Genomic DNA, 22,432 nt, shown 5'->3' with positions numbered 1-22,432 from the left:
GGGCCTGTTCAGATGTTCCGGAACGTCTCGATCTGCGCGCCGACCGAGTTGAGCCGCTCGGCCAGATCCTCGTAGCCGCGGTTGATCACGTACACGTTGCGCAGCACGGACGTGCCCTCGGCCGCCATCATCGCCAGCAGCACGACCACGGCGGGCCGCAGTGCGGGCGGGCACATCATCTCGGCGGCCCGCCAGCGGGTCGGGCCCTCGACCAGCACCCGGTGGGGGTCCAGGAGCTGCAGGCGCCCGCCGAGGCGGTTGAGGTCGGTCAGATAGATCGCCCGGTTGTCGTACACCCAGTCGTGGATCAGCGTCTTGCCCTGCGCGGCGGCGGCGATGGCCGCGAAGAACGGGACGTTGTCGATGTTGAGGCCGGGGAACGGCATGGGGTGGATCTTGTCGATCGGCGCCTCCAGCTTGGAGGGCCGTACGGTCAGGTCCACCAGCCGGGTACGGCCGTTGTCGGCGACGTACTCGGGTGTGCGGTCGTGGTCGAGGCCCATCTCCTCGAGCACCGCGAGCTCGATCTCGAGGAACTCGATCGGGACCCGGCGCACCGTCAGCTCCGACTCGGTCACGACGGCGGCCGCCAGCAGGCTCATCGCCTCGACCGGGTCCTCGGAGGGGGAGTAGTCGACGTCGACGTCGATGTTCGGCACACCGTGCACCGTGAGTGTGGTGGTGCCGATGCCCTCGACCTCGACGCCGAGGGCCTCGAGGAAGAAGCAGAGGTCCTGGACCATGTAGTTCGAGGACGCGTTGCGGATGACCGTGACCCCGTTGTGGCGGGCGGCGGCGAGCAGGGCGTTCTCGGTCACGGTGTCCCCGCGCTCGGTCAGCACGATCGCCCGGTCGGGCGAGACGGACCGGTCCACCACCGCGTGGTAGTGCCCCTCGGTGGCGGTGACGTCGAGACCGAACCGGCGCAGAGCGATCATGTGCGGCTCGACGGTGCGTGTGCCCAGGTCGCAGCCGCCCGCGTACGGCAGCCTGAAGCGGTCCATGCGGTGCAGCAGCGGACCGAGGAACATGATGATGGAGCGCGTACGGCGGGCGGCCGCGGCGTCGATCGAGTCCATCTCGAGGTCGGCGGGGGGCACGATCTCCAGGTCGACGCCGTCGTTGATCCAGCGGGTGCGCACCCCGATCGACGCGAGGACCTCGAGGAGGCGGTACACCTCCTCGATCCGGGCGACCCGGCGCAGCACCGTGCGCCCCTTGTTGAGCAGTGAGGCGCACAGCAGGGCCACGCAGGCGTTCTTGCTCGTCTTCACGTCGATGGCGCCCGAGAGCCGGCGACCGCCGACCACCCGCAGATGCATGGGGCCCGCGTAGCCGAGCGACACGATCTCGCTGTCCAGGGCTTCACCGATTCGGGCGATCATCTCAAGGCTGAGGTTCTGATTGCCTCGCTCGATGCGGTTGACAGCACTCTGGCTGGTGCCTAGCGCCTCGGCGAGCTGTGTCTGAGTCCAGCCACGGTGCTGCCGGGCGTCACGGATGAGCTTGCCGATGCGTACGAGGTAGTCGTCTGACATGAGGCCGAGGTTATCTCACATATGAGATTGCGCCTCTTGGGGGGTCTGTTCGGGTGAGTGACCGTCAGTGACCCCTGGTGGAACGGGTGCGACGCCATCCGAAAGGACCGGGAAGATCCATGGATGTCGTACGTCGTCCCGAACTGCTGCGCGTATGGCGCGGGCCGTGCTTCCCGCCCGTGGTGATCGACCACGAGCGCTTGTTGATGTTCAGACGCACCCCGGGCAGGATCCGGAAACTCTTGCGGAACGTGAGAGGCATGCGACGTCTCCCTTCGATTGCCGGTTCACCTCGCATACCCCGGCTCCGCGCATTGATGGCACCCCGGCGGCGCGCCCGGGCGGTGTGCCCGAGGTGTCCGGCGGGCGGCGTGCGGGCTCGGAAGGGGGTGTGCCGGACCGGCGCCGCCGCCGCGCCGTCCGGGAGGTCGCCGCCGCCGGGGCGCCCGGAGTGCGGCCGTGGCGGTGCGTGGCAGGGCGCGGAGGGCGATCGGGCCGGGCCGGGCATGACCATCCCGCCCCCATGTACTAGAGTTATCTCGACATCGAGATATCTGCCGAGGCGCACCGCAGCCCCGGGCTTGGTAAGGGTTACCTAACTTAGCCTTACCTTAGCGGATCGGCCAGGCCGTCGTGGCGGCAGGATGCGGTGGTACGCGCACATCAATGAAGGAGACTGTCGTGTCGGCGAACAGCTTCGACGCCCGCAGCACGCTGCAGGTGGGCGACGAGTCGTACGAGATCTTCCGGCTGGACAAGGTGGAGGGCGCGGCCCGCCTGCCGTACAGCCTCAAGGTCCTGCTGGAGAACCTGCTCCGCACCGAGGACGGCGCGAACATCACCGCCGACCACATTCGCGCCCTCGGCAACTGGGACTCCCAGGCCCAGCCGTCGCAGGAGATCCAGTTCACGCCGGCCCGCGTGATCATGCAGGACTTCACCGGCGTGCCGTGTGTCGTCGACCTCGCCACCATGCGTGAGGCCGTCAAGGAGCTCGGCGGCGACCCGGCGAAGATCAACCCGCTGGCCCCGGCCGAGCTGGTCATCGACCACTCCGTCATCGCCGACAAGTTCGGCACGAACGACGCCTTCCAGCAGAACGTCGAGCTGGAGTACGGCCGCAACAAGGAGCGCTACCAGTTCCTGCGCTGGGGCCAGACCGCCTTCGACGAGTTCAAGGTCGTCCCGCCGGGCACCGGCATCGTCCACCAGGTGAACATCGAGCACCTGGCCCGCACGGTCATGGTCCGGGGTGGCCAGGCGTACCCCGACACCCTCGTCGGCACCGACTCGCACACGACCATGGTCAACGGCCTCGGTGTCCTCGGCTGGGGCGTCGGCGGCATCGAGGCCGAGGCCGCGATGCTCGGCCAGCCGGTCTCCATGCTCATCCCGCGCGTCGTGGGCTTCAAGCTCACCGGTGAGCTGAAGCCCGGCACCACCGCCACCGACCTCGTGCTCACGATCACCGAGATGCTGCGCAAGCACGGTGTCGTCGGCAAGTTCGTCGAGTTCTACGGCCAGGGTGTCGCCGCCACCTCCCTCGCCAACCGCGCCACCATCGGCAACATGTCGCCGGAGTTCGGCTCCACCGCCGCGATCTTCCCGATCGACGACGAGACCCTGAACTACCTGCGCCTGACCGGCCGTTCCGACCAGCAGGTCGCGCTCGTCGAGGCCTACGCCAAGGAGCAGGGCCTCTGGCTGGACCCGAAGGCCGAGCCGGACTTCTCCGAGAAGCTCGAGCTGGACCTGTCCACCGTCGTTCCCTCCATCGCCGGCCCGAAGCGCCCGCAGGACCGTATCGTCCTGGCAGGTGCCGCCGAGCAGTTCAAGGTCGACGTCCGCAACTACGTCGACACCGCCGACGAGGCGGGCAAGGAGTCCTTCCCGGCCTCCGACGCCCCGGCCTCCTCCAACGGCGTCCCGACCAACCCGGTCCAGGTCACCGCCCCCGACGGCACGACCTACACCCTCGACCACGGTGCGGTGACGGTCGCGGCCATCACCTCCTGCACCAACACCTCGAACCCGTACGTCATGGTCGCCGCCGCCCTGGTGGCGAAGAAGGCGGTCGAGAAGGGCCTGACCCGCAAGCCGTGGGTCAAGACCACCCTCGCCCCGGGCTCGAAGGTCGTCACCGACTACTTCGACAAGGCGGGTCTGACCCCGTACCTCGACAAGGTGGGCTTCAACCTGGTCGGTTACGGCTGCACCACCTGCATCGGCAACTCCGGCCCGCTGCCGGACGAGGTCTCCAAGGCCGTCAACGACCACGACCTCGCGGTCACCTCGGTGCTGTCCGGCAACCGCAACTTCGAGGGCCGGATCAACCCCGACGTCAAGATGAACTACCTGGCGTCCCCGCCGCTGGTCGTCGCGTACGCCCTCGCGGGCTCCATGAAGGTGGACATCACCAAGGACGCCCTCGGCACCGACCAGGACGGCAACCCGGTCCACCTCGCGGACATCTGGCCGTCCGAGGCCGAGGTGAACGACGTCGTGGCGAACGCCATCGGTGAGGACATGTTCAACAAGTCCTACCAGGACGTCTTCGCGGGCGACGCCCAGTGGCAGTCCCTGCCGATCCCGACCGGCAACACCTTCGAGTGGGACGCCGAGTCGACCTACGTCCGCAAGCCCCCGTACTTCGAGGGCATGGAGATGGAGCCGGTCCCGGTCACCGACATCGCCGGTGCCCGTGTGCTCGCCAAGCTGGGCGACTCGGTCACCACCGACCACATCTCCCCGGCCGGTGCCATCAAGGCCGACACCCCGGCGGGCAAGTACCTCACCGGGCACGGTGTGGAGCGCCGTGACTTCAACAGCTACGGCTCGCGCCGCGGCAACCACGAGGTCATGATCCGCGGCACGTTCGCCAACATCCGCCTGCGCAACCAGATCGCGCCGGGCACCGAGGGCGGCTACACCCGCGACTTCACCCAGGCGGACGCGCCGGTCTCCTTCATCTACGACGCCTCCCGCAACTACATCGAGCAGGGCATCCCGCTGGTCGTCCTGGCCGGCAAGGAGTACGGCTCCGGCTCGTCCCGCGACTGGGCAGCCAAGGGCACCGCGCTGCTCGGTGTGAAGGCCGTCGTCGCCGAGTCCTACGAGCGCATCCACCGCTCGAACCTCATCGGCATGGGCGTCCTGCCGCTCCAGTTCCCGGAGGGCCAGAACGCCGAGTCCCTCGGTCTGACCGGCGAGGAGACCTTCTCCATCGCGGGTGTCACCGAGCTGAACGACGGCACCACGCCGCGCACGGTCAAGGTCACCACCGACACCGGTGTCGAGTTCGACGCGGTCGTCCGCATCGACACCCCCGGTGAGGCCGACTACTACCGCAACGGCGGCATCATGCAGTACGTGCTGCGCAACCTGATCCGCAAGTAGGCGGACCGGCAAGGTCATCGGGCCGCAACTCCGGCAACGGGGTTGCGGCCCTGCGCCGTTCCGGGGGAAATGCGGGGCCCTGTGCGGGCACCGCGCGCCCGGCGCGGTCCCGGTCGAGTCCCCCCGGCCCTAGATCCACCCCGCGGCCTGGGCGATCGCGAACGGCGCGGGGACCAGGGTCGACATGCCGAGCCACAGGTTGAGCGGTCTGCCCTCCTGCCACGGCATCAGGACGTCCACCACCAGGATCATGCCGAGGACGAAGGCGCCGCCGAGCACCGCGCCCAGCGTCATCCCGACCTCCTGGTCCGGTGAACCCTTGGCGCAGCCGAACCCGCCGGTGCAGGAGATCAGCGCGTATCTGGTCAGCAGCCACCGCAGGCACACGCCCGGGAGGATGGCGGCAAGTCCGATCAGGAGGTTCGCCACCGCGGCCGCCCACCAGGAAACGGCGGTGCCCGCTCTGCGGTCACCGTCCATAGCGGAACCGTGCACAGCCTGCCCTCTCCCAGTTCACCGCGCTCGTACAGGTAGATGACCAGGGGAGCACTCCGGTTGCCCCGCGCGCCCCCTGGAGCGGCGAACACCGCTCCCACGAGTGACGTCGGGCGGCCTCGGACCGGACGCGGGTTGCCGTCGCGCCGCCGTCCGGGCGCGGGGCGAGGAGGAATGGCGTGACCGCGGCCGGGTCCCGCACGAGGCAGTGACACGAGGGGGCCCGGGGCTTCGACGACAACACGTCGGGGACGCCCGCACGGCGGGCGCGGTGGGGCACTCCGGGCGGACCGGGTGGCCGGTGTGTGAGCCACCCGGTCCGCGAGCCGGGCCGGCCCGGGGGAGGGAGCCGGACCAGGTGATGCGTGGCTGGTGTGCGCCAAGATGGCGACAACGTTGTCCGACTGGTCTGTACATGACTGTACCGCTTCAATGGACAACGATGTCAAGGCTGTTCACCCGCAAGGCTGATTCGATGGCACCACCCGCGCCGCCTTCCGGCCCCGCCGCCGATCGGGCCCCGACGCCGGCACGAGGTCGTCCGCGGTATGGGGGCGCGCGTTGCCGCACGTTCGGCGGCGCCGACAGGACCCGTTGCGACCCCGTGCACGCACAGGCCGGGCACAAAAGGGCGGGCGCGGAGGGAACTCCGCGCCCGCCCCGTCCCGTGTGCGGCGGGTCAGGCCGTCAGGCCAGCAACTCCACCTCCGCCAGGGTCGCCCGGCCGCTCAGGACCAGGCGGTAGTGCGGGTAGGAGCCGGTGTCCGGGATCGAGAACGCCCTCGTCTGCCGGTCCCACGCGAAGGATTCGCCCGAGCGCCGGTCCAGCGTCGTCCACTGCGCGCCGTTCCTGGACGCCTGAAGGGTCCAGCCCGTGGGCGCCTTCGTATGGTCCGCCGGGGACGTCAGGGTGTACTGCACCGCCTTGGCGGACGCCGCGACGGGAAGGTCCACGCTCGTCACGGCGTCCTCCGTCGCCGAGGTGTTGTCGAAGAGCGCCCCGTCACCCTTGATCACGTCCGCACGCGGGGAGGGGACCTTGTCGTCCTGGGCGATCGACACCGGCGCCGCCTTCTTCCCGGTGCCCCAGGAGGACGGCCGGGCACCCATGTCGAAGTCCAGCACCCCGCCCTCGGCCAGCAGGGTGTGCGGCAGCGACGTCGACGTCCACGCCTTGCCGTTCACCTTCAGGCCCTGGACGTAGACATTGCGGCTGCTGTTCCCGGGCGCCCTGATCACCAGGTTCTTGCCGTTCTCCAGGTGCACCGTCGCCTTGGTGAACAACGGCGACCCGATGGCGTACTCACCGCTGCCCATCACCAGCGGGTAGAAGCCCAGCGCGGAGAACACGTACCAGGCCGACTGCTCGCCGTTGTCCTCGTCGCCGTGGTACCCCTGGCCGATCTCGCTGCCGGTGTACAGGCGGGAGAGGACCTCGCGGGCCTTCGCCTGCGCCTTCCACGGTTCGCCCGCCGCGTCGTACATGTAGATCACGTGGTGGGCGACCTGGTTGGAGTGCCCGTACATGCCCATCCGGACGTCGCGCGCCTCCGTCATCTCGTGGATGACACCGCCGTAGGAGCCCACGAACTCCGGTGACGCCGTCTCGGGCGTCGCGAAGTACTCGTCGAGCTTGTCCGTCAGCCCGGCACGGCCGCCGTACAGGTTCGCCAGGCCCCGGCTGTCCTGCGGCGCCGTGAAGGCGTAGCCCCAGCCGTTGGTCTCGGTGTAGTCGTAGCCCCACACCCGCGGGTCGTACGTCGCGGAGTCCACCCGCCAGTTGCCCTGTGCGTCACGGCCCTGGAAGAAGCCGGCCTTCGTGTCGAAGAGGTCGACGTAGTTCTGTGCGCGGTTGAGGAAGTACGCCGACTCCTCCTTGTAGCGCTTCTTGTGGGTCTTCTCGTAGAGCGCCCGGCCCATCTTCGCGATCCCGTAGTCGTTGACGTAGCCCTCCATCGCCCACGACAGGCCCTCACCGGTGTCGGTGCTCGTGTAGCCGAGGAACGGCGAGGTCGCCATGCCCTTGCGGCCCACCCCGGACGACGGAGGCGTGACCGTGGCGTTCTTCACCGCCGCGTCATAGGCGGCCTCCGCGTCGAACTTCACGCCCTTCACATAGGCGTCCGCGAACGCCACGTCCGAGGAGGTGCCCGTCATCAGGTCCGCGTAGCCGGGGGAGGACCACCGGGAGGTCCAGCCGCCGTCCTTGTACTGCTGGACAAAACCGTCGACCAGCTCGCCGGCCTGCTCGGGGGTGAAGAACGAGTACGCCGGCCAGGTCGTCCGGTAGGTGTCCCAGAATCCGTTGTTGACGTACACCTTGCCGTCGACGATCTTCGCCCCGGTGTGGGTGGGGGTGTCCTGACCCGTCATCGGGGAGAAGGGGGACGCGTACCGGTTGGTCGAACCCACCTTCTCGAAGCCGGAGTTGGGGTATAGGTACAGCCGGTACATCGAGGAGTACAGCGTCGTCAGCTGGTCGGTCGTGGCCCCCTCGACCTCGACCGTGCCGAGCAGCTTGTCCCAGGCCTTCTGGGCGCGTGCCTTCACGTCCTCGAACGAGGAACCGTCGGGGACCTCCTGGCTCAGGTTGTCCTCGGCCTGGTCCACGCTGATGAGCGAGGTGGCGAGACGGAGGGTCACCGTGTGGTCGGAGCCCGGCTTGAAGCGCAGATACCCCTTCACTCCCGAGGACGCACCGTCCGTCACCGGCGCGTCGAACACGCCGTATACGAACAGCCGTGTGGCACCCGTCGACAACCCGGACTTCACGTCCGAGAAGCCGGTGACGATCCCCTTGTCCTTGTCCAGGGTCAGCCCCGCCTGCTCGGTCACGTTGTCGAAGATCACGCTCGCGTCGTCACCCGGGTAGGTGAACCGCAGCACGGCCGCGTGGTCCGTCGGCGTCATCTCCGCCTTCAGGCCGTTCTCGAAGGTCACCCCGTAGTAGTAGGGGCGTGCGGTCTCCTTCTCGTGCCGGAACGCCAGCGCCCGTGCCTCCCGGCCGGTGTCCGGCGTGCCGGACGCGGCCGACGGCATCATCTGGAACGTCTGCCGGTCACCCATCCATGGGCTGGGCTCATGGCTCGCGCTGAACGCCTCGACGGTGGGCAGATTGTCGTCGTTGTTGGCGCGGGCGTAGTCGTACAGCCAGCTCAGCGAGCCCGCATTGGTCACTGGCGTCCAGAAATTGAAGCCGTGCGGCACCGCCGTGGCGGGAAAGTTGTTGCCACGGGAGAAGCCGCCGCTGGAATTGGTGCCGCGGGTCGTCAGCGCGTAGTCGGACAGATGCGCCCTGGGCTTGTCCGGTGGGGCCGTCTTCAGCGACACGTCGTCCAGCCAGCCCCGGAACTTCGCCGGTCCCTTGGGCGAGTCGTACGCGACCAGGATCCGGTCCACGGTCCTGCCGGCCGCGACCGAGCCGATCCGGGCGACCACGTCGTTCCACTGGTTCACGTACAGGACCTTGGCCGCGCCCTGCCCCTGGGGGGTGAGAGGGAAGCCGTGCTGGTCGAGCGCGCCGAGGCCGCTCAGATAGGTCCCGTCGGTGAAGGCGAGGTCGACGGAGACGTTCGTGGCGTCGTAGTCCCGGTCCCCGTCCGCCATCGACGGGAAGATGCGGTACGACAACCGGGTGTCCCGCTGGACGGCCACGTTCACGTCGAAGACCTTGTTGTACGAGTACCCACGGCCGTCCGCCGTGTGCGTCCCCGCGTAGCGCAGCGCACGCCTGCCCGTGAAGCCCATGCCCGCCTTGGCGGTGGGGGAGCCGATCGGGCCGCGGTCCACCAGCGTGCGCATGTCCTTGGGCGTGGGATCGGTCGTGTCGCCCGTGGAGAACTGCACATCGGCGAGCTGGAGGATGTCGGCCCCGTGGTTCTTGGTGAAGTCGAGCCGGAAGTGCTGGTACTCGGCCGGTGCGGCGAGATCGAACGACATCGTCCTGAACCGCTCGTCGAAGGACGCACCGGTCCGGGTGTCCAGGGTCTTCCAGTCCTTGCCGTCCGTGGAGCCCTGAAGGGTCCAGTCCGCCGGGTCCCGTTCCGCGGCGTCGTTGGCCGACGTGAGCGCGTACGTCACCACCTTGACCGGGGCGTCGAAGTCGAACTCCACCCAGCCCGTCGGCGCGAACGTGAGCCATTTGGTGCTCGGTTCGCCGTCGATCAGGTTCTCCTTGACCTCACCGGAGCCCGAGTTCTCGGCGCTGGCCCGGACATCGGTGACCTCGTCCGTCACATTGCCCGGAATACCCGTCGCGTACGCACCGTCCACGCCGGACGCCCGTTTCGAACCGTCCGCCGCCGTGTCGACGGTGTTGAGCCAGGTCGGCGCCGGATCGTCCGTTTCGAACGACGAGGCGAACTCCCGGTCGGCGCTCCCCGCTCGGGCGGGCAGGGCCACCGAGGCGCCCTGCGCCCCTACGAGCAACGCCAGAGCGGCCGTTGCGACGACCGCCGTGGGGGCCCATCTGTGCCGAGGTCTGTGCTGCATACGCGAGCACCCTCCCTGCGCTGTGAAAATGGACAACGTTGTCAACTCCGCTGCGCGAGGAACCAGTAGGTGGCCAAGTAGCCAGTGATGTCAAGGTGTTGCGTGTGGCATTCGGGCTCAATGCGGCGGATATGCCGTTCTGGAAGCGCACGGGCATCCCGTATTTCCGAGAGGTCTCAACTCGGAAAAGCAAAGAGTCAACCTTGCATTCGATCTTGCCCAGTTGGCGGGAAGTGGACTATACCTGTCGGCGTCCGGAGCAGCCGTCTTCTGCGGTCCGACGGCTGTGGGCAGGCACGACCGGGGGAATGGGAGGCGGCGAACTGTTTCGGGAATCAACAACTGCCGTGCGCCCCACTGAATCCCTCGTGCACGACCCCAGCTTCACCATCACCGCGGTGCCGGCAAGGATCCGGTTCACCGCCTGAGTCCTGGAGAAGGCGAGGACTTGAGCATGGGATCCACTTCCGGCGAGAACTCCACCACCGCAGGCGTCGGACGCCGTGATCTGATCAAGCGGTCCGCCGCACTCGGTCTGATCTCCGTCCCCGCGATGAGCTTCCTTTCCGCCTGCGCCAGTGGCGGCGGCGACGATCAGGGGAAGGCCAAATCGGGCAAGAAGACCGCGAAGAACCCGCTCGCCGTCAATGACACGGCGCAGATGGAATTCGTGTTGTTCGACGGCGGCTTCGGCAAGGAGTACGCCGAGGACGCGGTCAAGGTCTACGAGAAGGACTTCCCGAAGGCCAAGGTCAAGTTCTCCGCCACCCAGAAGATCCAGTCCACCCTGCAGCCCCGCTTCAACCAGGGCACGCCGCCGGACCTCATCGACAACTCCGGCGCCGAGCAGATGGACATGGGCGTCCTCGTCGGCAAGAGCCAGCTCGCCGACCTGACCCCGCTGCTGGACGCTCCGTCGTACGACGACCCCGCCAAGAAGGTCCGCGACACCCTGCGTCCGGGCATCGTGGAAATGGGCCAGTTCGACGGCCAGCCGGTCTGGATCCTGTACTACGCCTACACGGTGTACGGCGTCTGGTACTCGCAGAAGGCCCTCGACTCGCTCGACGAGCAGTACCCGGAGACCTGGGACGCGATGCTCAGGGTCTGCGAGAAGGCCAAGAAGAAGGGCATGGCGGGCTGGACGTACGCGGGCAAGTACCCGTACTACCTCCCCTTCTCGCTGTACCCGATGATCGGCAAGGTCGGTGGCCGCGAGGTCCTGGACGCCATCGACAACCTGGAGCCCAACGCCTGGAAGCACCCGGCGGTCAAGGCCTGCTTCGAGGCCTACTACGAGCTCTACAAGAAGGGTTACGTCCTCAAGGGGACGCCCGGCCTCGACCACATCCAGTCGCAGACCGCCTGGGCCAAGGGCAAGGCGCTGTTCATCCCGAACGGCTCCTGGGTCGAGAACGAGTCCGCGAACGTCATCCCCAGCGACTTCGACCTCGCGGTCTCCGCCCCCACCGGCCTCGACAGCTCCGACAAGATGCCGTTCGGCACCATCTGGGCCTCCGGCGGCGAGCCCTTCATCGTCCCGGCCAAGGCGAAGAACGCCGCGGGCGGCATGGAGCAGCTGCGCATCATGCTCAGCGAGGCCTCGTCGAAGAACTTCACCGCCAAGGTGAAGTCCCTGACCGCGTACAACGGCGGCACGGACGGCATCACCCTCACCCCGGGCCTGAAGTCCGGTGTCGCGGCGCTGGAGAAGGCCGGTGACAACGTCGTGAACCCGCGTCTCCAGGACTGGTACGTGCAGTTGCAGAAGGAGAAGATCGGCGTGTCCGGCCTGGGCGAGATGATGGCCGGCCGTCTCACCCCCGCCGAGGCCATCCAGAAGATCCAGGGTTTCGCCGACGAGGCGGCGAAGGATTCGTCGATCAAGCACTACAAGCACCAGTGAGGGTCCGTCACCAGCGGCAACACCCGCCCAGAGAACGGGGTCGCTAGCAATGCAGCACGGCAAGTACCGGTTCATCGTGGGGTTCCTGGCGGTTCCCCTGGGGCTGTACGCGCTTTTCGTCGTCTGGCCGTTCATCCAGTCCATCTACTACTCGTTCACGGACTGGACCGGCCTGAGCCCCGAATTCAAGATGGTGGGCTTCGACAACTACAAGAGGATGCTCCATGACGAGATCTTCTGGAAGTCGTTGCAGCACAGCCTGCTGTTCGCCCTGGTGCTGCCGCTGGTGACGCTCAGCCTGGCGCTGTTCTTCGCCTTCATGATCAATGTGGGCGGGCGGCGCCGCAGGGGCGGCCCGGTGATCTCCGGTGTCCGCGGCTCGTCGTTCTACAAGATCGTCTACTTCTTCCCGCAGGTGCTGTCGATCGCGATCGTGTCCTTGCTGTTCGCCTTCGCGTACAACCCGGACAGCGGCGCGATCAACTCGCTGCTGCGCGGGATCGGACTCGACAGCCTGCAACCGCTGTGGCTGGGCGACCCGAGTCTCGCCCTGTGGTGCGTCATGGCGGTGCTCGTCTGGTCGACGGTCGGCTTCTTCGTGGTGCTGTTCTCCGCGGGTATGGCGTCGATACCGACGGATCTGTACGAGGCCGCGCTGCTGGACGGCGCCGACCGGATCACCACGTTCTTCCGGATCACCCTGCCGCTGCTCTGGGACACCGTGCAGTCCGGCTGGGTCTACATGGGCATCCTCGCCCTCGGCGCCGAGTCGTTCGCGGTCGTACAGATCATGACCACGGGACCGGGCGGTCCCGACTACTCGACGACGGTCATGGTCCTGTACGTCTACCAGAAGGCCTTCCGGGACGGTCAGGCCGCATACGCCACGACCATCGGCGTCGCCCTGCTCGTCGTCACGCTCGCCTTCGCGGCCGTCGTGATGCGGCTGGGCCGACGCGAGCGGCTGGAGTTCTGATCACATGAAGACGACTGACACCTCCGCCCCCGTGCCGGCCGAGTCCGGTCTTCCCGTCGCCGAGATCGGCACTTCGCCCGGGAAGGCGCCCGAGGAGAAGAAGGAGGGAACCGTCCTCAATGCCTTCTCGCACGGGATCCTCGTCCTCTGGGCCGTCATGGTGGTCATGCCGCTGCTGTGGGCGGTGATGACGTCCTTCAAGGACGACAGCTCCATTTTCGGCTCGCCCTGGGCACTGCCGGACAAACTGCATTTCGACAACTGGGCCCGGGCCTGGACCGATGCCAACATGAGCGACTACTTCCTCAACACCGTCCTTGTGGTGGGAGGTTCGCTCATCGGCACCCTGGTGCTCGGTTCGATGGCGGCATATGTGCTGGCCAGATTCGATTTTCCGGGAAACCGCTTCATCTACTTCCTGTTCATCGGCGGTATGAGTTTCCCGATCATGCTGGCCCTGGTCCCGCTGTTCTACGTCGTGAACAACATGGGACTGCTGAACACGATTCACGGGCTCATCCTGGTCTACATCGCCTACTCCCTGCCGTTCACGGTGTTCTTCCTGACCGCGTTCTTCCGGACCCTGCCGACCTCGGTCGCGGAAGCCGCGTTCGTCGACGGTGCCTCGCACAGCCGGACCTTTTTCCAGATCATGCTGCCGATGGCCAAGCCCGGTCTGATCAGTGTGGGGATCTTCAACTTCCTGGGGCAGTGGAACCAGTACATGCTGCCGACGGTGCTCAACACCGACCCGGACAAGCACGTGCTCACCCAGGGGCTCGTGCAGCTGGCCGTCAGTCAGGGTTACAAGGGCGACTGGTCCGGTCTCTTCGCCGGTCTGGTCATGGCCATGCTGCCCGTGCTCGCGGCCTACATCATCTTCCAGCGGCAGGTGGTGCAGGGTCTCACGGCCGGCGCCCTGAAGTAATCCGGGGCCTTCGCCCCGCCGACGCCGCCCCCACCCGGGGCGGCGTCGGCATGCGTGCTCCGAAGATCCGCACGCGTGTTTGAGGATCGGATCCGTGCGCGTCCACAGACCCGGATGTAGTTCAACCTCTTGACGGGAGGCAACCCGAACGGCTCAGCTTAGAGTTCACTAGTTGGACATAGGCGGGGCCTCATCGAGGCGGCCCCGTGCTCAGGAGGTCGTCGTGGAGACTCCAGGGTCGCAGTCGTCGCTGCACCGGGCCAACCTGGAGCGGGTCGTGCGCGCCGTGCGGCTGGCAGGATCCCTTACGCAGGCGGAGATCGCGAGGACGACGGGTCTGTCCGCGGCAACGGTCTCCAACATCGTTCGGGAACTCAAGGACGGCGGAACCGTCGAGGTCACGCCGACGTCGTCGGGTGGCCGCAGGGCCCGCAGCGTCTCCCTCAGCGGTGACGCCGGCATCGTCATCGGCGTCGACTTCGGGCACACGCATTTGCGCGTCGCGATCGGAAACCTCGCGCACCAGGTGCTCGCCGAGGAGGCCGAGCCGCTTGATGTGGACGCCTCCGCCGACCAGGGCTTCGACCGGGCGGAACGGCTGGTCAGCAGGCTGATCGAGGCGACCGGGGTGGACCGGGCCAAGATCGCGGGCGTGGGCCTCGGCGTGCCGGGCCCCATCGACGTGGAGTCGGGCACGCTCGGCTCCACCGCCATCCTGCCGGGCTGGACCGGTGCCAAGCCCGCCGAGGAGCTGCGGGGGCGGCTCGGCGTGCCGGTGCACGTGGACAACGACGCCAACCTGGGCGCCCTCGGAGAGCTGGTCTGGGGCAGCGGCAGAGGGGTCAAGGACCTGGCCTACATCAAGGTCGCGAGCGGTGTCGGCGCCGGTCTTGTGATCGACGGCACGATCTACCGCGGACCCGGTGGCACGGCTGGTGAGATCGGCCACATCACCCTCGACGAATCCGGGCCGGTCTGCCGCTGCGGCAACCGGGGGTGCCTGGAGACGTTCGCTTCGGCGCGTTATGTGCTGCCCCTGCTCCAGCCGAGCCACGGAACCGATCTGACCATGGAGGGCGTGGTCAGGCTGGCGCGCGACGGCGATCCGGGCTGCCGCCGGGTGATCGCCGACGTCGGCCGTCACATCGGCAGCGGGGTCGCCAATCTCTGCAATCTGCTGAACCCGAGCCGGGTGGTGCTGGGCGGGGATCTCGCCGAGGCCGGTGAGCTGGTTCTCGGGCCCATCAGGGAGTCGGTCGGGCGGTACGCGATCCCCAGCGCCGCACGCCAGCTCTCGGTGTTGCCGGGTGCCCTCGGAGGCCGTGCCGAGGTGCTCGGGGCGCTCGCTCTCGCCCTCAGTGAGATGGGCGATTCGACCCTTTTGGACGGGTCGCTTTCCGCGGTCGCCCCTGCCTTCACTTAGAGAACGGATGGCACCGTTGCCATCTCGTTAAGGATTTACTTCTTGACGTCGCACGTGTGGCCGAGTTGACTTCCAGCCACCTCGGCCGCAACGACGCGGCCTCGTCAGGGAGGTTTCTGAAGTGAACACGCGTATGCGTCGTGCGGCCTTCGCCGTTGCTGCTGGTGCCATGACCGTTGCGCTGGCCGCATGTGGCAGCGCCAAGGAGTCGGGTGGCGACTCCTCTTCGTCGGCCCCGAGTGCCAACAAGGGCGACGCCATCAAGGTGGGTCTGCTTCTCCCCGAGAACCAGACCGCCCGTTACGAGAAGCTCGACCGCCCCTTGATCGAGAAGAAGGTCAAGGAGCTCACGAACGGCAAGGGCGAGATCGTCTACGCCAACGCCAAGCAGGACGCCACCGTGCAGAACCAGCAGGTGGACACGATGATCACCAACAAGGTCGACGTGCTGATCGTGGACGCGGTGGACGCTGCGGCCATCAAGAACTCGGTCCAGAAGGCCAAGGACGCCGGCATCCCGGTCGTGGCCTACGACCGCCTGGCCCAGGGCCCGATCAGCGGCTACACCTCGTTCGACAACGAGACGGTCGGCAAGACCCAGGGTGAGGCCCTCCTCACGGCACTCGGCTCCAAGGCCAAGTCCGGCAAGATCGTCATGATGAACGGCTCCATCACCGACCCGAACGCCGCGCTGTTCAAGAAGGGCGCCCACGGCGTCCTCGACGGCAAGGTGAACATCGGCAAGGAGTACGACACCAAGGACTGGAAGCCGGAGAACGCCAACGCCAACATGGAGGCGGCCATCTCCGCCCTCGGCAAGAAGAACATCATCGGCGTCTACTCCGCCAACGACGGCATGGCCGGCGGTATCATCACCGCCCTGAAGGCCGCCGGTATCAAGGCCCCGGTCACCGGCCAGGACGCGGAACTCGCGGGTGTGCAGCGCATCGTCACCGGTGAGCAGTACATGAGCGTCTACAAGCCGTACCCGCAGGAGGCGGACGTCGCCGCCCAGATGGCCGTCCTTCTCGCCCAGGGCAAGTCTGTCGACTCGGTCGCGAAGGACAAGGTCGACAGCCCGACGGAGAAGCAGGTGCCCTCGGTCATCGTCCCGGTCGTCGCGCTGACGAAGGACAACATCAAGGACACCGTCATCAAGGACGGCCTGTGGACTGCCGCGGACATCTGCACCGCGCAGTACAAGGCGGCCTGCGACACCCTCGGCCTGAAGTAACCGGCCGTATGCCTCATGTCCCGCACGGGGATCCGCGTTGGAGCCTCCGTCCGGGACCGGCGCACTGAAGCTCCTCCGGCGCCCCGCATTCACCAGCCCCGCAAGCTTGTTGCGGGGCGCCGGACGGAACATTCCCCACAAACTTCTGCACAACCTCCCGCCGGGTCAGGCGGCGAAGGAGATGGTTCACGTGTCCGCTACGCCCGTGCTGGCGTTGCGCGGGATCTCCAAGCGGTTCGGTGCCGTTCAGGCGCTCACCGACGTAGAGCTTGAGGTCCACTCCGGTGAGGTGGTCGCCCTGGTGGGCGACAACGGCGCCGGAAAGTCCACGCTGGTCAAGACGATCGCCGGCGTGCACCCCATCGATGAAGGTGTCATCGAGTGGGAAGGCAAGTCCGTCACGATCAACAAGCCGCACGATGCCCAGAACCTGGGCATCGCGACGGTGTACCAGGACCTGGCGCTCGCCGACAACATCGACGTCGTCGGGAACCTGTACCTGGGCCGGGAGGTCCGCCGGTACGGCATCCTGGACGAGGTCGAGATGGAACGCCGCTCGCGCGAGCTGCTGACCACGCTGTCGATCCGTATCCCCAGCGTCCGTATCCCGATCGCCTCGCTCTCCGGCGGCCAGCGGCAGACCGTGGCCATCGCCCGTTCGATGCTCGGTGAGCCGAAGCTCGTCATCCTCGACGAGCCCACCGCCGCCCTCGGCGTCGAGCAGACCGCCCAGGTCCTCGACCTGGTCGAGCGACTGCGTGAGCGCGGTCTCGCCGTGATCCTCATCAGCCACAACATGGCCGACGTGAAGGCTGTCGCCGACAAGGTGGCGGTGCTGCGTCTGGGGCGCAACAACGGCGTCTTCGAGGTCAAGACGACCTCGCAGGAAGAGATCATCTCCGCCATCACCGGTGCCACGGACAACGCCGTGACCCGTCGTGCGGCGCGCACCACTGGGGAGATCAAGAAGTGAGCATCGACAAGACTTCCGCGTCTCCCGAGGACCACGTCGTGGAGAACCCGGACGCGGCCCCCCAGGCCGTCACCGCCGTCGACCCCCGACTGCTGGTGCGCGAACAGGGATTCAAGGGCTACATCACCGAGTTCAAGCGCAAGATCAAGGCGGGTGACCTGGGCGCGATCCCGGTCGTCATCGGTCTGGCGATCATCTGGATCATCTTCCAGAGCCTGAACTCCAACTTCCTGACCGCGGGCAACCTCTCCGACATCTCCGTCGCCATGGTCGGCACGGGCATGATCGCCGTCGGTATCGTCTTCGTGCTGCTGCTCGGCGAGATCGACCTGTCGGTCGGCTCGGTGAGTGGTGTGGCCGGTGCCGCCTTCGCGGTGCTGACGGTCACCCACGGCATGTCGGCGTGGCTGGCCTTGATTCTGGCCATCCTGACGGGCACGGTCGCCGGTGCCATCCACGGCTTCGTCTTCGCGAAGATCGGCGTGCCCGCGTTCGCCGTCACGCTGGCCGGTCTGCTCTTCTGGAACGGCTTCATGCTCCAGATCCTGGGCGACAGCGGCACCATCAACCTGGACAGCGAGGGCCTTGTCGCCAAGCTGACCAGCTACTACTTCACCGACGTGGCCGCCTCCTACGGGCTCGCCCTCGCGGTGACGGTGCTCTACTTCCTCAGCTCGTTCTTCGGCAACCGCCGCCGTGAGGCCGCCGGCGTGCCGTCCCGCCCGCTGAGCGAGATCATCCTGCGCACGGTGCTGCTGGCGGTCCTCTCGTTCGCCGTGGCCGCCGTCTACAACCAGTACAAGGGCCTGCCGCTGGCGGTCGTGATCTTCATCGCCGTGCTGCTGATCACGGACTTCGTCCTGCGCCGTACCCGGTACGGCCGGATGATCTTCGCCCTCGGTGGCAGCGTCGAGGCCTCCCGGCGTGCCGGTATCAACGTGGAGATGGTCCGGATCTCGGTCTTCGCCATCTCGGGCACCTTCGCCGCGATCGGCGGTCTGTTCATCGCCTCGAAGATCGCCTCCGCCAACCAGGGCGCCGGTGCCGGTGACCTGCTGATGAACGCGATCGCCGCGGCGGTGATCGGTGGTACCTCGCTGTTCGGTGGCCGTGGACGCACATGGAACGCGCTCCTCGGTGTGCTGGTCATCGTGTCGATCCAGTACGGCCTCGCCCTCGAGGGCATCGCCTCGCCGGTCCAGTACATGATCACCGGTGGTGTGCTGCTGGCGACCGTCGTCATCGACGCCGTCACGCGCAAGACGCAGAAGACGGCCGGCCGCGCCTGACGCCCCGGCTCCGTCGCGAACCGTGCCCGGCACCGACCACGGTGCCGGGCACAGTCGTGTGCGGCCGAATGTGTGGCAAGGAAGGCCGGGGCCGCCGGTGATCCGCACAGGCGGAAGATTAGACTCGACGGGCCCGGCGAAAGCTCGCTCGTCACAGCTCTACTGCAAGGAGGCACGGGTGCCGCTGCTGACCCGCATCAGGGGACCGCGCGATCTGGACCGGCTCAGCCTGGAAGAGCTGGACCAGCTTGCAGAGGAGATCCGGACCTTCCTCGTCGACGCCGTCTCCAAGACCGGCGGCCACCTCGGCCCCAACCTCGGCGTGGTCGAGCTCACCATCGCGCTGCACCGCGTCTTCGACTCACCCAAGGACAGGGTCCTCTTCGACACCGGCCACCAGGGTTACGTCCACAAGCTGCTCACCGGCCGTCAGGACTTCTCCAAGCTGCGCGCCAAGGGCGGCCTGTCCGGCTACCCCTCGCGCGCCGAGTCCGACCACGACGTCATCGAGAACTCGCACGCCTCGACGGTCCTCGGCTGGGCCGACGGCCTCGCCAAGGCCGACGAGCTGCTCCAGCGCGACAGCCACGTCGTCGCCGTCATCGGCGACGGTGCCCTCACCGGCGGCATGGCCTGGGAGGCGCTCAACAACATCGCCGACGCCAAGGACCGCCCGCTGGTCATCGTCGTGAACGACAACGAGCGCTCGTACTCGCCGACGATCGGCGGTCTCGCCAACCACCTGGCCACCCTGCGCATCACCGACGGCTACGAGAAGTTCCTCGCCCGCACCCGGGAGGTGCTGGAGCGCACACCCGTCGTCGGCAAGCCCCTCTACGAGACGCTGCACGGGGCCAAGAAGGGCCTGAAGGACTTCATCGCCCCGCAGGGCATGTTCGAGGACCTGGGCCTGAAGTACGTCGGTCCGATCGACGGCCACAACATCGAGGCGCTGGAGTCCGCCCTGGCCCGCGCCAAGCGGTTCGGCGGCCCGGTCATCGTGCACTGCCTCACCGAGAAGGGCCGCGGCTACAAGCCCGCCGAGCAGGACGAGGCCGACCGTTTCCACGGCATCGGACCCATCCACCCCGACACCGGTCTGCCCATCAAGGCGGCGGCCGCCAGCTGGACCTCCGTCTTCGGCGACGAGATGGTCAGGCTCGGCCGCGAGCGCGACGACATCGTCGCCATCACGGCGGCGATGCTCCATCCCGTGGGTCTGAAGAAGTTCGCGGACGCCTTCCCGAACCGGATCTACGACGTCGGTATCGCCGAGCAGCACGGCGCGGTCTCCGCCGCCGGCCTCGCCACCGGTGGACTGCACCCGGTCTTCGCCGTGTACGCGACCTTCCTCAACCGCGCCTTCGACCAGGTCCTCATGGACGTCGCCCTGCACAAGTGCGGTGTGACGTTCGTGCTGGACCGCGCCGGTGTCACCGGCGACGACGGCGCCTCGCACAACGGCATGTGGGACATGTCGATGCTCCAGGTCGTCCCGGGCCTGAGGATCGCCGCGCCGCGCGACGCCGAGCAGCTGCGCGCCCAGCTGCGTGAGGCCGTCGACGTCGACGACGCGCCCACCGTGCTGCGCTACTCCAAGGGCGTCGTCGGACCGGCCGTCCCGGCGGTCGGCACGGTCGGCGGCATGGACGTCCTGCGCAAGGCCGACGTGCCCGTGCCGGACGTGCTGCTGGTCTCCGTCGGTGCGCTCGCGCCCATGTGCCTGGAGATCGCGGACCTCCTCGACAAGCAGGGCATCTCCACCACGGTCGTCGACCCGCGCTGGGTCAAGCCCGTCGACGAGGCGCTGGTCCCGCTCGCCGAGCGGCACCGCGTGGTCGTCACCGTCGAGGACAACTCGCGCGTCGGCGGTGTCGGTTCGGCGATCGCGCAGGCCCTGCGCGACGGCGGAGTCGATGTGCCGCTGCGCGACTTCGGCATCCCGCCACGCTTCCTCGACCACGCCTCCCGCAAGGAGGTCCTGGCGGAGATCGGCCTGACCGCCCCGGACATCGCCCGTCAGGTCACCGGGGTCGTCGCCAAACTCGACGGCGGGCGCTTCGACCGCCCGGATGCCGCGCAGGCCGTGAACCCGGTCGAGACGGCACGCGACTGACACGACCGCATGGTCCGCCCGGGCCGGCTTCGGATCCTTTACGGTGGCGAAGCCGGCCCGTCAGCGTGAACTCCCGCAGGCCGGGGCATACGCACTTACGCCCCCTCTCGATCATGTCGAGGACGCCCAGCGCGGGAGGTAAGCCGTGAGCCGCACCCTCTTCCGGACGAAGGACGTCGAGCAGTCGATCCGGGACACGGAGCAACCCGATCACGCGCTCAAGAAGACCCTCTCCGCCCTGGATCTGACCGTGTTCGGGGTCGGTGTCGTCATCGGCACCGGCATCTTCGTGCTGACCGGAAAGGTCGCCAAGGAGAACGCGGGGCCGGCCGTCTCCCTGGCCTTCGTCGTCGCCGGTGTGGTCTGCGCGCTCGCCGCGCTCTGCTACGCGGAGTTCGCCTCGACGGTCCCGGTCGCGGGTTCCGCGTACACGTTCTCGTACGCCACACTCGGCGAACTGCCGGCCTGGATCATCGGCTGGGACCTGGTCCTGGAGTTCACGCTGGGCACGGCGGTGGTCGCCGTCGGCTGGTCCGGATACATCCGCTCCCTGCTGGACAACGCGGGCTGGCACCTGCCCGACCATCTCGGCGGCCGCGACGGGGCGCACGGCTTCGGCTTCGACATCCTCGCCGCCGCGCTGATCCTGGTGCTCACCGCCGTCCTCGTCGTCGGCGTGAAGCTCTCGGCCCGGGTGACCCAGCTCGTCGTCGCCATCAAGGTCGCCGTGGTGCTGATCGTGATCGTGGCGGGTGCCTTCTTCGTCACCGGCGCCAACTACAAGCCGTTCGTCCCGAAGGCGCAGCCGGTGGAGGCGGCCGGCTCCCTGCACGCCCCGCTGATCCAGCTGATGTTCGGCTGGGCGCCCTCCAACTTCGGTGTGATGGGCATCTTCACCGCCGCGTCCGTGGTCTTCTTCGCCTTCATCGGCTTCGACATCGTGGCGACGACGGCCGAGGAGACGAAGAACCCGCAGCGCGACATGCCGCGCGGCATCCTCGGCTCCCTTCTGATCTGCACGGTGCTGTACGTGGGGGTGTCCATCGTCGTCACCGGAATGGAGCACTACAGCAGGCTGTCCGTGGACGCCCCGCTCGCCGACGCCTTCAAGGCCATCGGGCATCCCTGGTTCGCAGGTGTGATCAGCTTCGGCGCCGCCGTCGGCCTGACCACCGTCTGCATGATCCTGCTGCTCGGGCAGACCCGGGTCTTCTTCGCGATGAGCCGGGACGGGCTGCTGCCCCGCTTCTTCTCGCACGTCCACCCCCGGTTCAAGACCCCGCACCGGCCGACGGTCCTGCTCGGTGTGGTCATCGCCGTCGTCGCGGGCTTCACCAGCCTCAGCGAGCTCGCCGAACTGGTGAACATCGGCACGCTCTTCGCCTTCATCGTGGTGGCCGTCGGCGTGATCGTCCTGCGCCGGACCCGCCCCGACCTGCCCCGGGCCTTCCGCACCCCGTTCGTCCCCGTGGTGCCGATCCTGTCGGTGTGCGCCTCGCTGTGGCTGATGCTGAACCTGCCCGCGGAGACCTGGCTGCGGTTCGCCGTCTGGCTGGTCGTCGGCTTCCTCATCTACTTCCTCTACGGCCGTTCGCACAGCCGTCTCGCCGGCCGGCGGGAGAAGCAGCCGGCCCGCGGTGAGGGCGCCGTGTGACGACGGGCGGGCG

15 protein-coding genes are annotated in these 22,432 nt (G+C 67.8%); 11 read left to right on the top strand and 4 right to left on the bottom strand.

Going from position 1 to position 22,432, the window contains the following annotated elements; all coding sequences use genetic code 11:
• Positions 1-8: 8 nt before the first annotated feature.
• Positions 9-1,538 (bottom strand): helix-turn-helix domain-containing protein, encoded by a 1,530-nt coding sequence (locus ACSHXN_RS11515; protein WP_355800644.1) that lies wholly within the window; start codon positions 1,536-1,538, stop codon positions 9-11.
• Between the two features lie 64 nt (positions 1,539-1,602).
• Positions 1,603-1,800 carry a DUF4236 domain-containing protein gene (locus tag ACSHXN_RS11510; protein WP_355129421.1) on the bottom strand — a complete coding sequence of 66 codons (198 nt, stop codon included), beginning with the start codon at positions 1,798-1,800 and terminating at the stop codon, positions 1,603-1,605.
• 419 nt (positions 1,801-2,219) lie between these two features.
• Here ACSHXN_RS11510 and acnA point away from each other — a divergent pair, with 419 nt between their 5' ends.
• Complete coding sequence (acnA, locus tag ACSHXN_RS11505; protein ID WP_355800641.1) at positions 2,220-4,934, top strand: aconitate hydratase AcnA; 2,715 nt, start codon at positions 2,220-2,222, stop codon at positions 4,932-4,934.
• Positions 4,935-5,063: 129 nt separating this feature from the next.
• Here acnA and ACSHXN_RS11500 read toward each other — a convergent pair whose 3' ends face one another.
• Together ACSHXN_RS11500 and ACSHXN_RS11495 are read right to left on the bottom strand one after the other, a co-directional pair.
• Entirely contained in the window at positions 5,064-5,414 is a 351-nt protein-coding gene (locus ACSHXN_RS11500) for a hypothetical protein (protein WP_355129417.1), read from the bottom strand.
• A gap of 702 nt (positions 5,415-6,116) precedes the next feature.
• Positions 6,117-9,920, bottom strand: a complete 3,804-nt coding sequence (locus ACSHXN_RS11495) for a GH92 family glycosyl hydrolase (protein ID WP_438303032.1) — start codon at positions 9,918-9,920, stop codon at positions 6,117-6,119.
• 104 nt (positions 9,921-10,024) lie between these two features.
• On the opposite strand from ACSHXN_RS11495, the gene ACSHXN_RS11490 reads away from it, so the two are divergent.
• The 10 genes from ACSHXN_RS11490 to ACSHXN_RS11445 all read left to right on the top strand — a co-directional run bounded on the left by ACSHXN_RS11490 (position 10,025) and on the right by ACSHXN_RS11445 (position 22,419).
• Positions 10,025-10,348: a hypothetical protein gene (locus tag ACSHXN_RS11490; RefSeq protein WP_147318040.1), complete on the top strand. Its 324-nt coding sequence runs from the start codon at positions 10,025-10,027 to the stop codon at positions 10,346-10,348.
• Between the two features lie 26 nt (positions 10,349-10,374).
• Entirely contained in the window at positions 10,375-11,826 is a 1,452-nt protein-coding gene (gene ngcE, locus ACSHXN_RS11485) for an N-acetylglucosamine/diacetylchitobiose ABC transporter substrate-binding protein (RefSeq protein WP_355129412.1), read from the top strand.
• Between the two features lie 49 nt (positions 11,827-11,875).
• Positions 11,876-12,802, top strand: a complete 927-nt coding sequence (locus tag ACSHXN_RS11480) for a carbohydrate ABC transporter permease (protein ID WP_355129410.1) — start codon at positions 11,876-11,878, stop codon at positions 12,800-12,802.
• A 4-nt stretch (positions 12,803-12,806) separates the two neighbouring features.
• Positions 12,807-13,730 carry a carbohydrate ABC transporter permease gene (locus ACSHXN_RS11475; RefSeq protein ID WP_355129408.1) on the top strand — a complete coding sequence of 308 codons (924 nt, stop codon included), beginning with the start codon at positions 12,807-12,809 and terminating at the stop codon, positions 13,728-13,730.
• Between the two features lie 223 nt (positions 13,731-13,953).
• Positions 13,954-15,153: an ROK family transcriptional regulator gene (locus tag ACSHXN_RS11470; RefSeq protein WP_355129406.1), complete on the top strand. Its 1,200-nt coding sequence runs from the start codon at positions 13,954-13,956 to the stop codon at positions 15,151-15,153.
• A gap of 133 nt (positions 15,154-15,286) precedes the next feature.
• Complete coding sequence (locus tag ACSHXN_RS11465) at positions 15,287-16,387, top strand: sugar ABC transporter substrate-binding protein (protein WP_355129746.1); 1,101 nt, start codon at positions 15,287-15,289, stop codon at positions 16,385-16,387.
• Between the two features lie 181 nt (positions 16,388-16,568).
• The gene (locus tag ACSHXN_RS11460; protein ID WP_355129404.1) at positions 16,569-17,360 is read left to right on the top strand and encodes an ATP-binding cassette domain-containing protein; all 792 of its coding nucleotides are present in this window, start codon (positions 16,569-16,571) and stop codon (positions 17,358-17,360) included.
• Entirely contained in the window at positions 17,357-18,649 is a 1,293-nt protein-coding gene (locus tag ACSHXN_RS11455) for a sugar ABC transporter permease (RefSeq protein ID WP_355129402.1), read from the top strand. The genes ACSHXN_RS11460 and ACSHXN_RS11455 overlap by 4 nt, the downstream gene beginning before the upstream one ends.
• A 178-nt stretch (positions 18,650-18,827) precedes the next feature.
• Positions 18,828-20,765, top strand: coding sequence for a 1-deoxy-D-xylulose-5-phosphate synthase (dxs, locus tag ACSHXN_RS11450; RefSeq protein ID WP_355129400.1), 1,938 nt, complete (start codon positions 18,828-18,830; stop codon positions 20,763-20,765).
• A 145-nt stretch (positions 20,766-20,910) separates the two neighbouring features.
• Entirely contained in the window at positions 20,911-22,419 is a 1,509-nt protein-coding gene (locus ACSHXN_RS11445) for an amino acid permease (protein ID WP_355129398.1), read from the top strand.
• Positions 22,420-22,432: the final 13 nt, after the last annotated feature.

The sequence above is a fragment of the Streptomyces sp. HUAS TT11 genome (genome assembly GCF_051553595.1).
Lineage (GTDB): Bacteria > Actinomycetota > Actinomycetes > Streptomycetales > Streptomycetaceae > Streptomyces.
The sequence above is the reverse complement of the archived record's forward strand: the minus strand, read 5'-3'. Positions and strand labels throughout refer to the sequence as shown.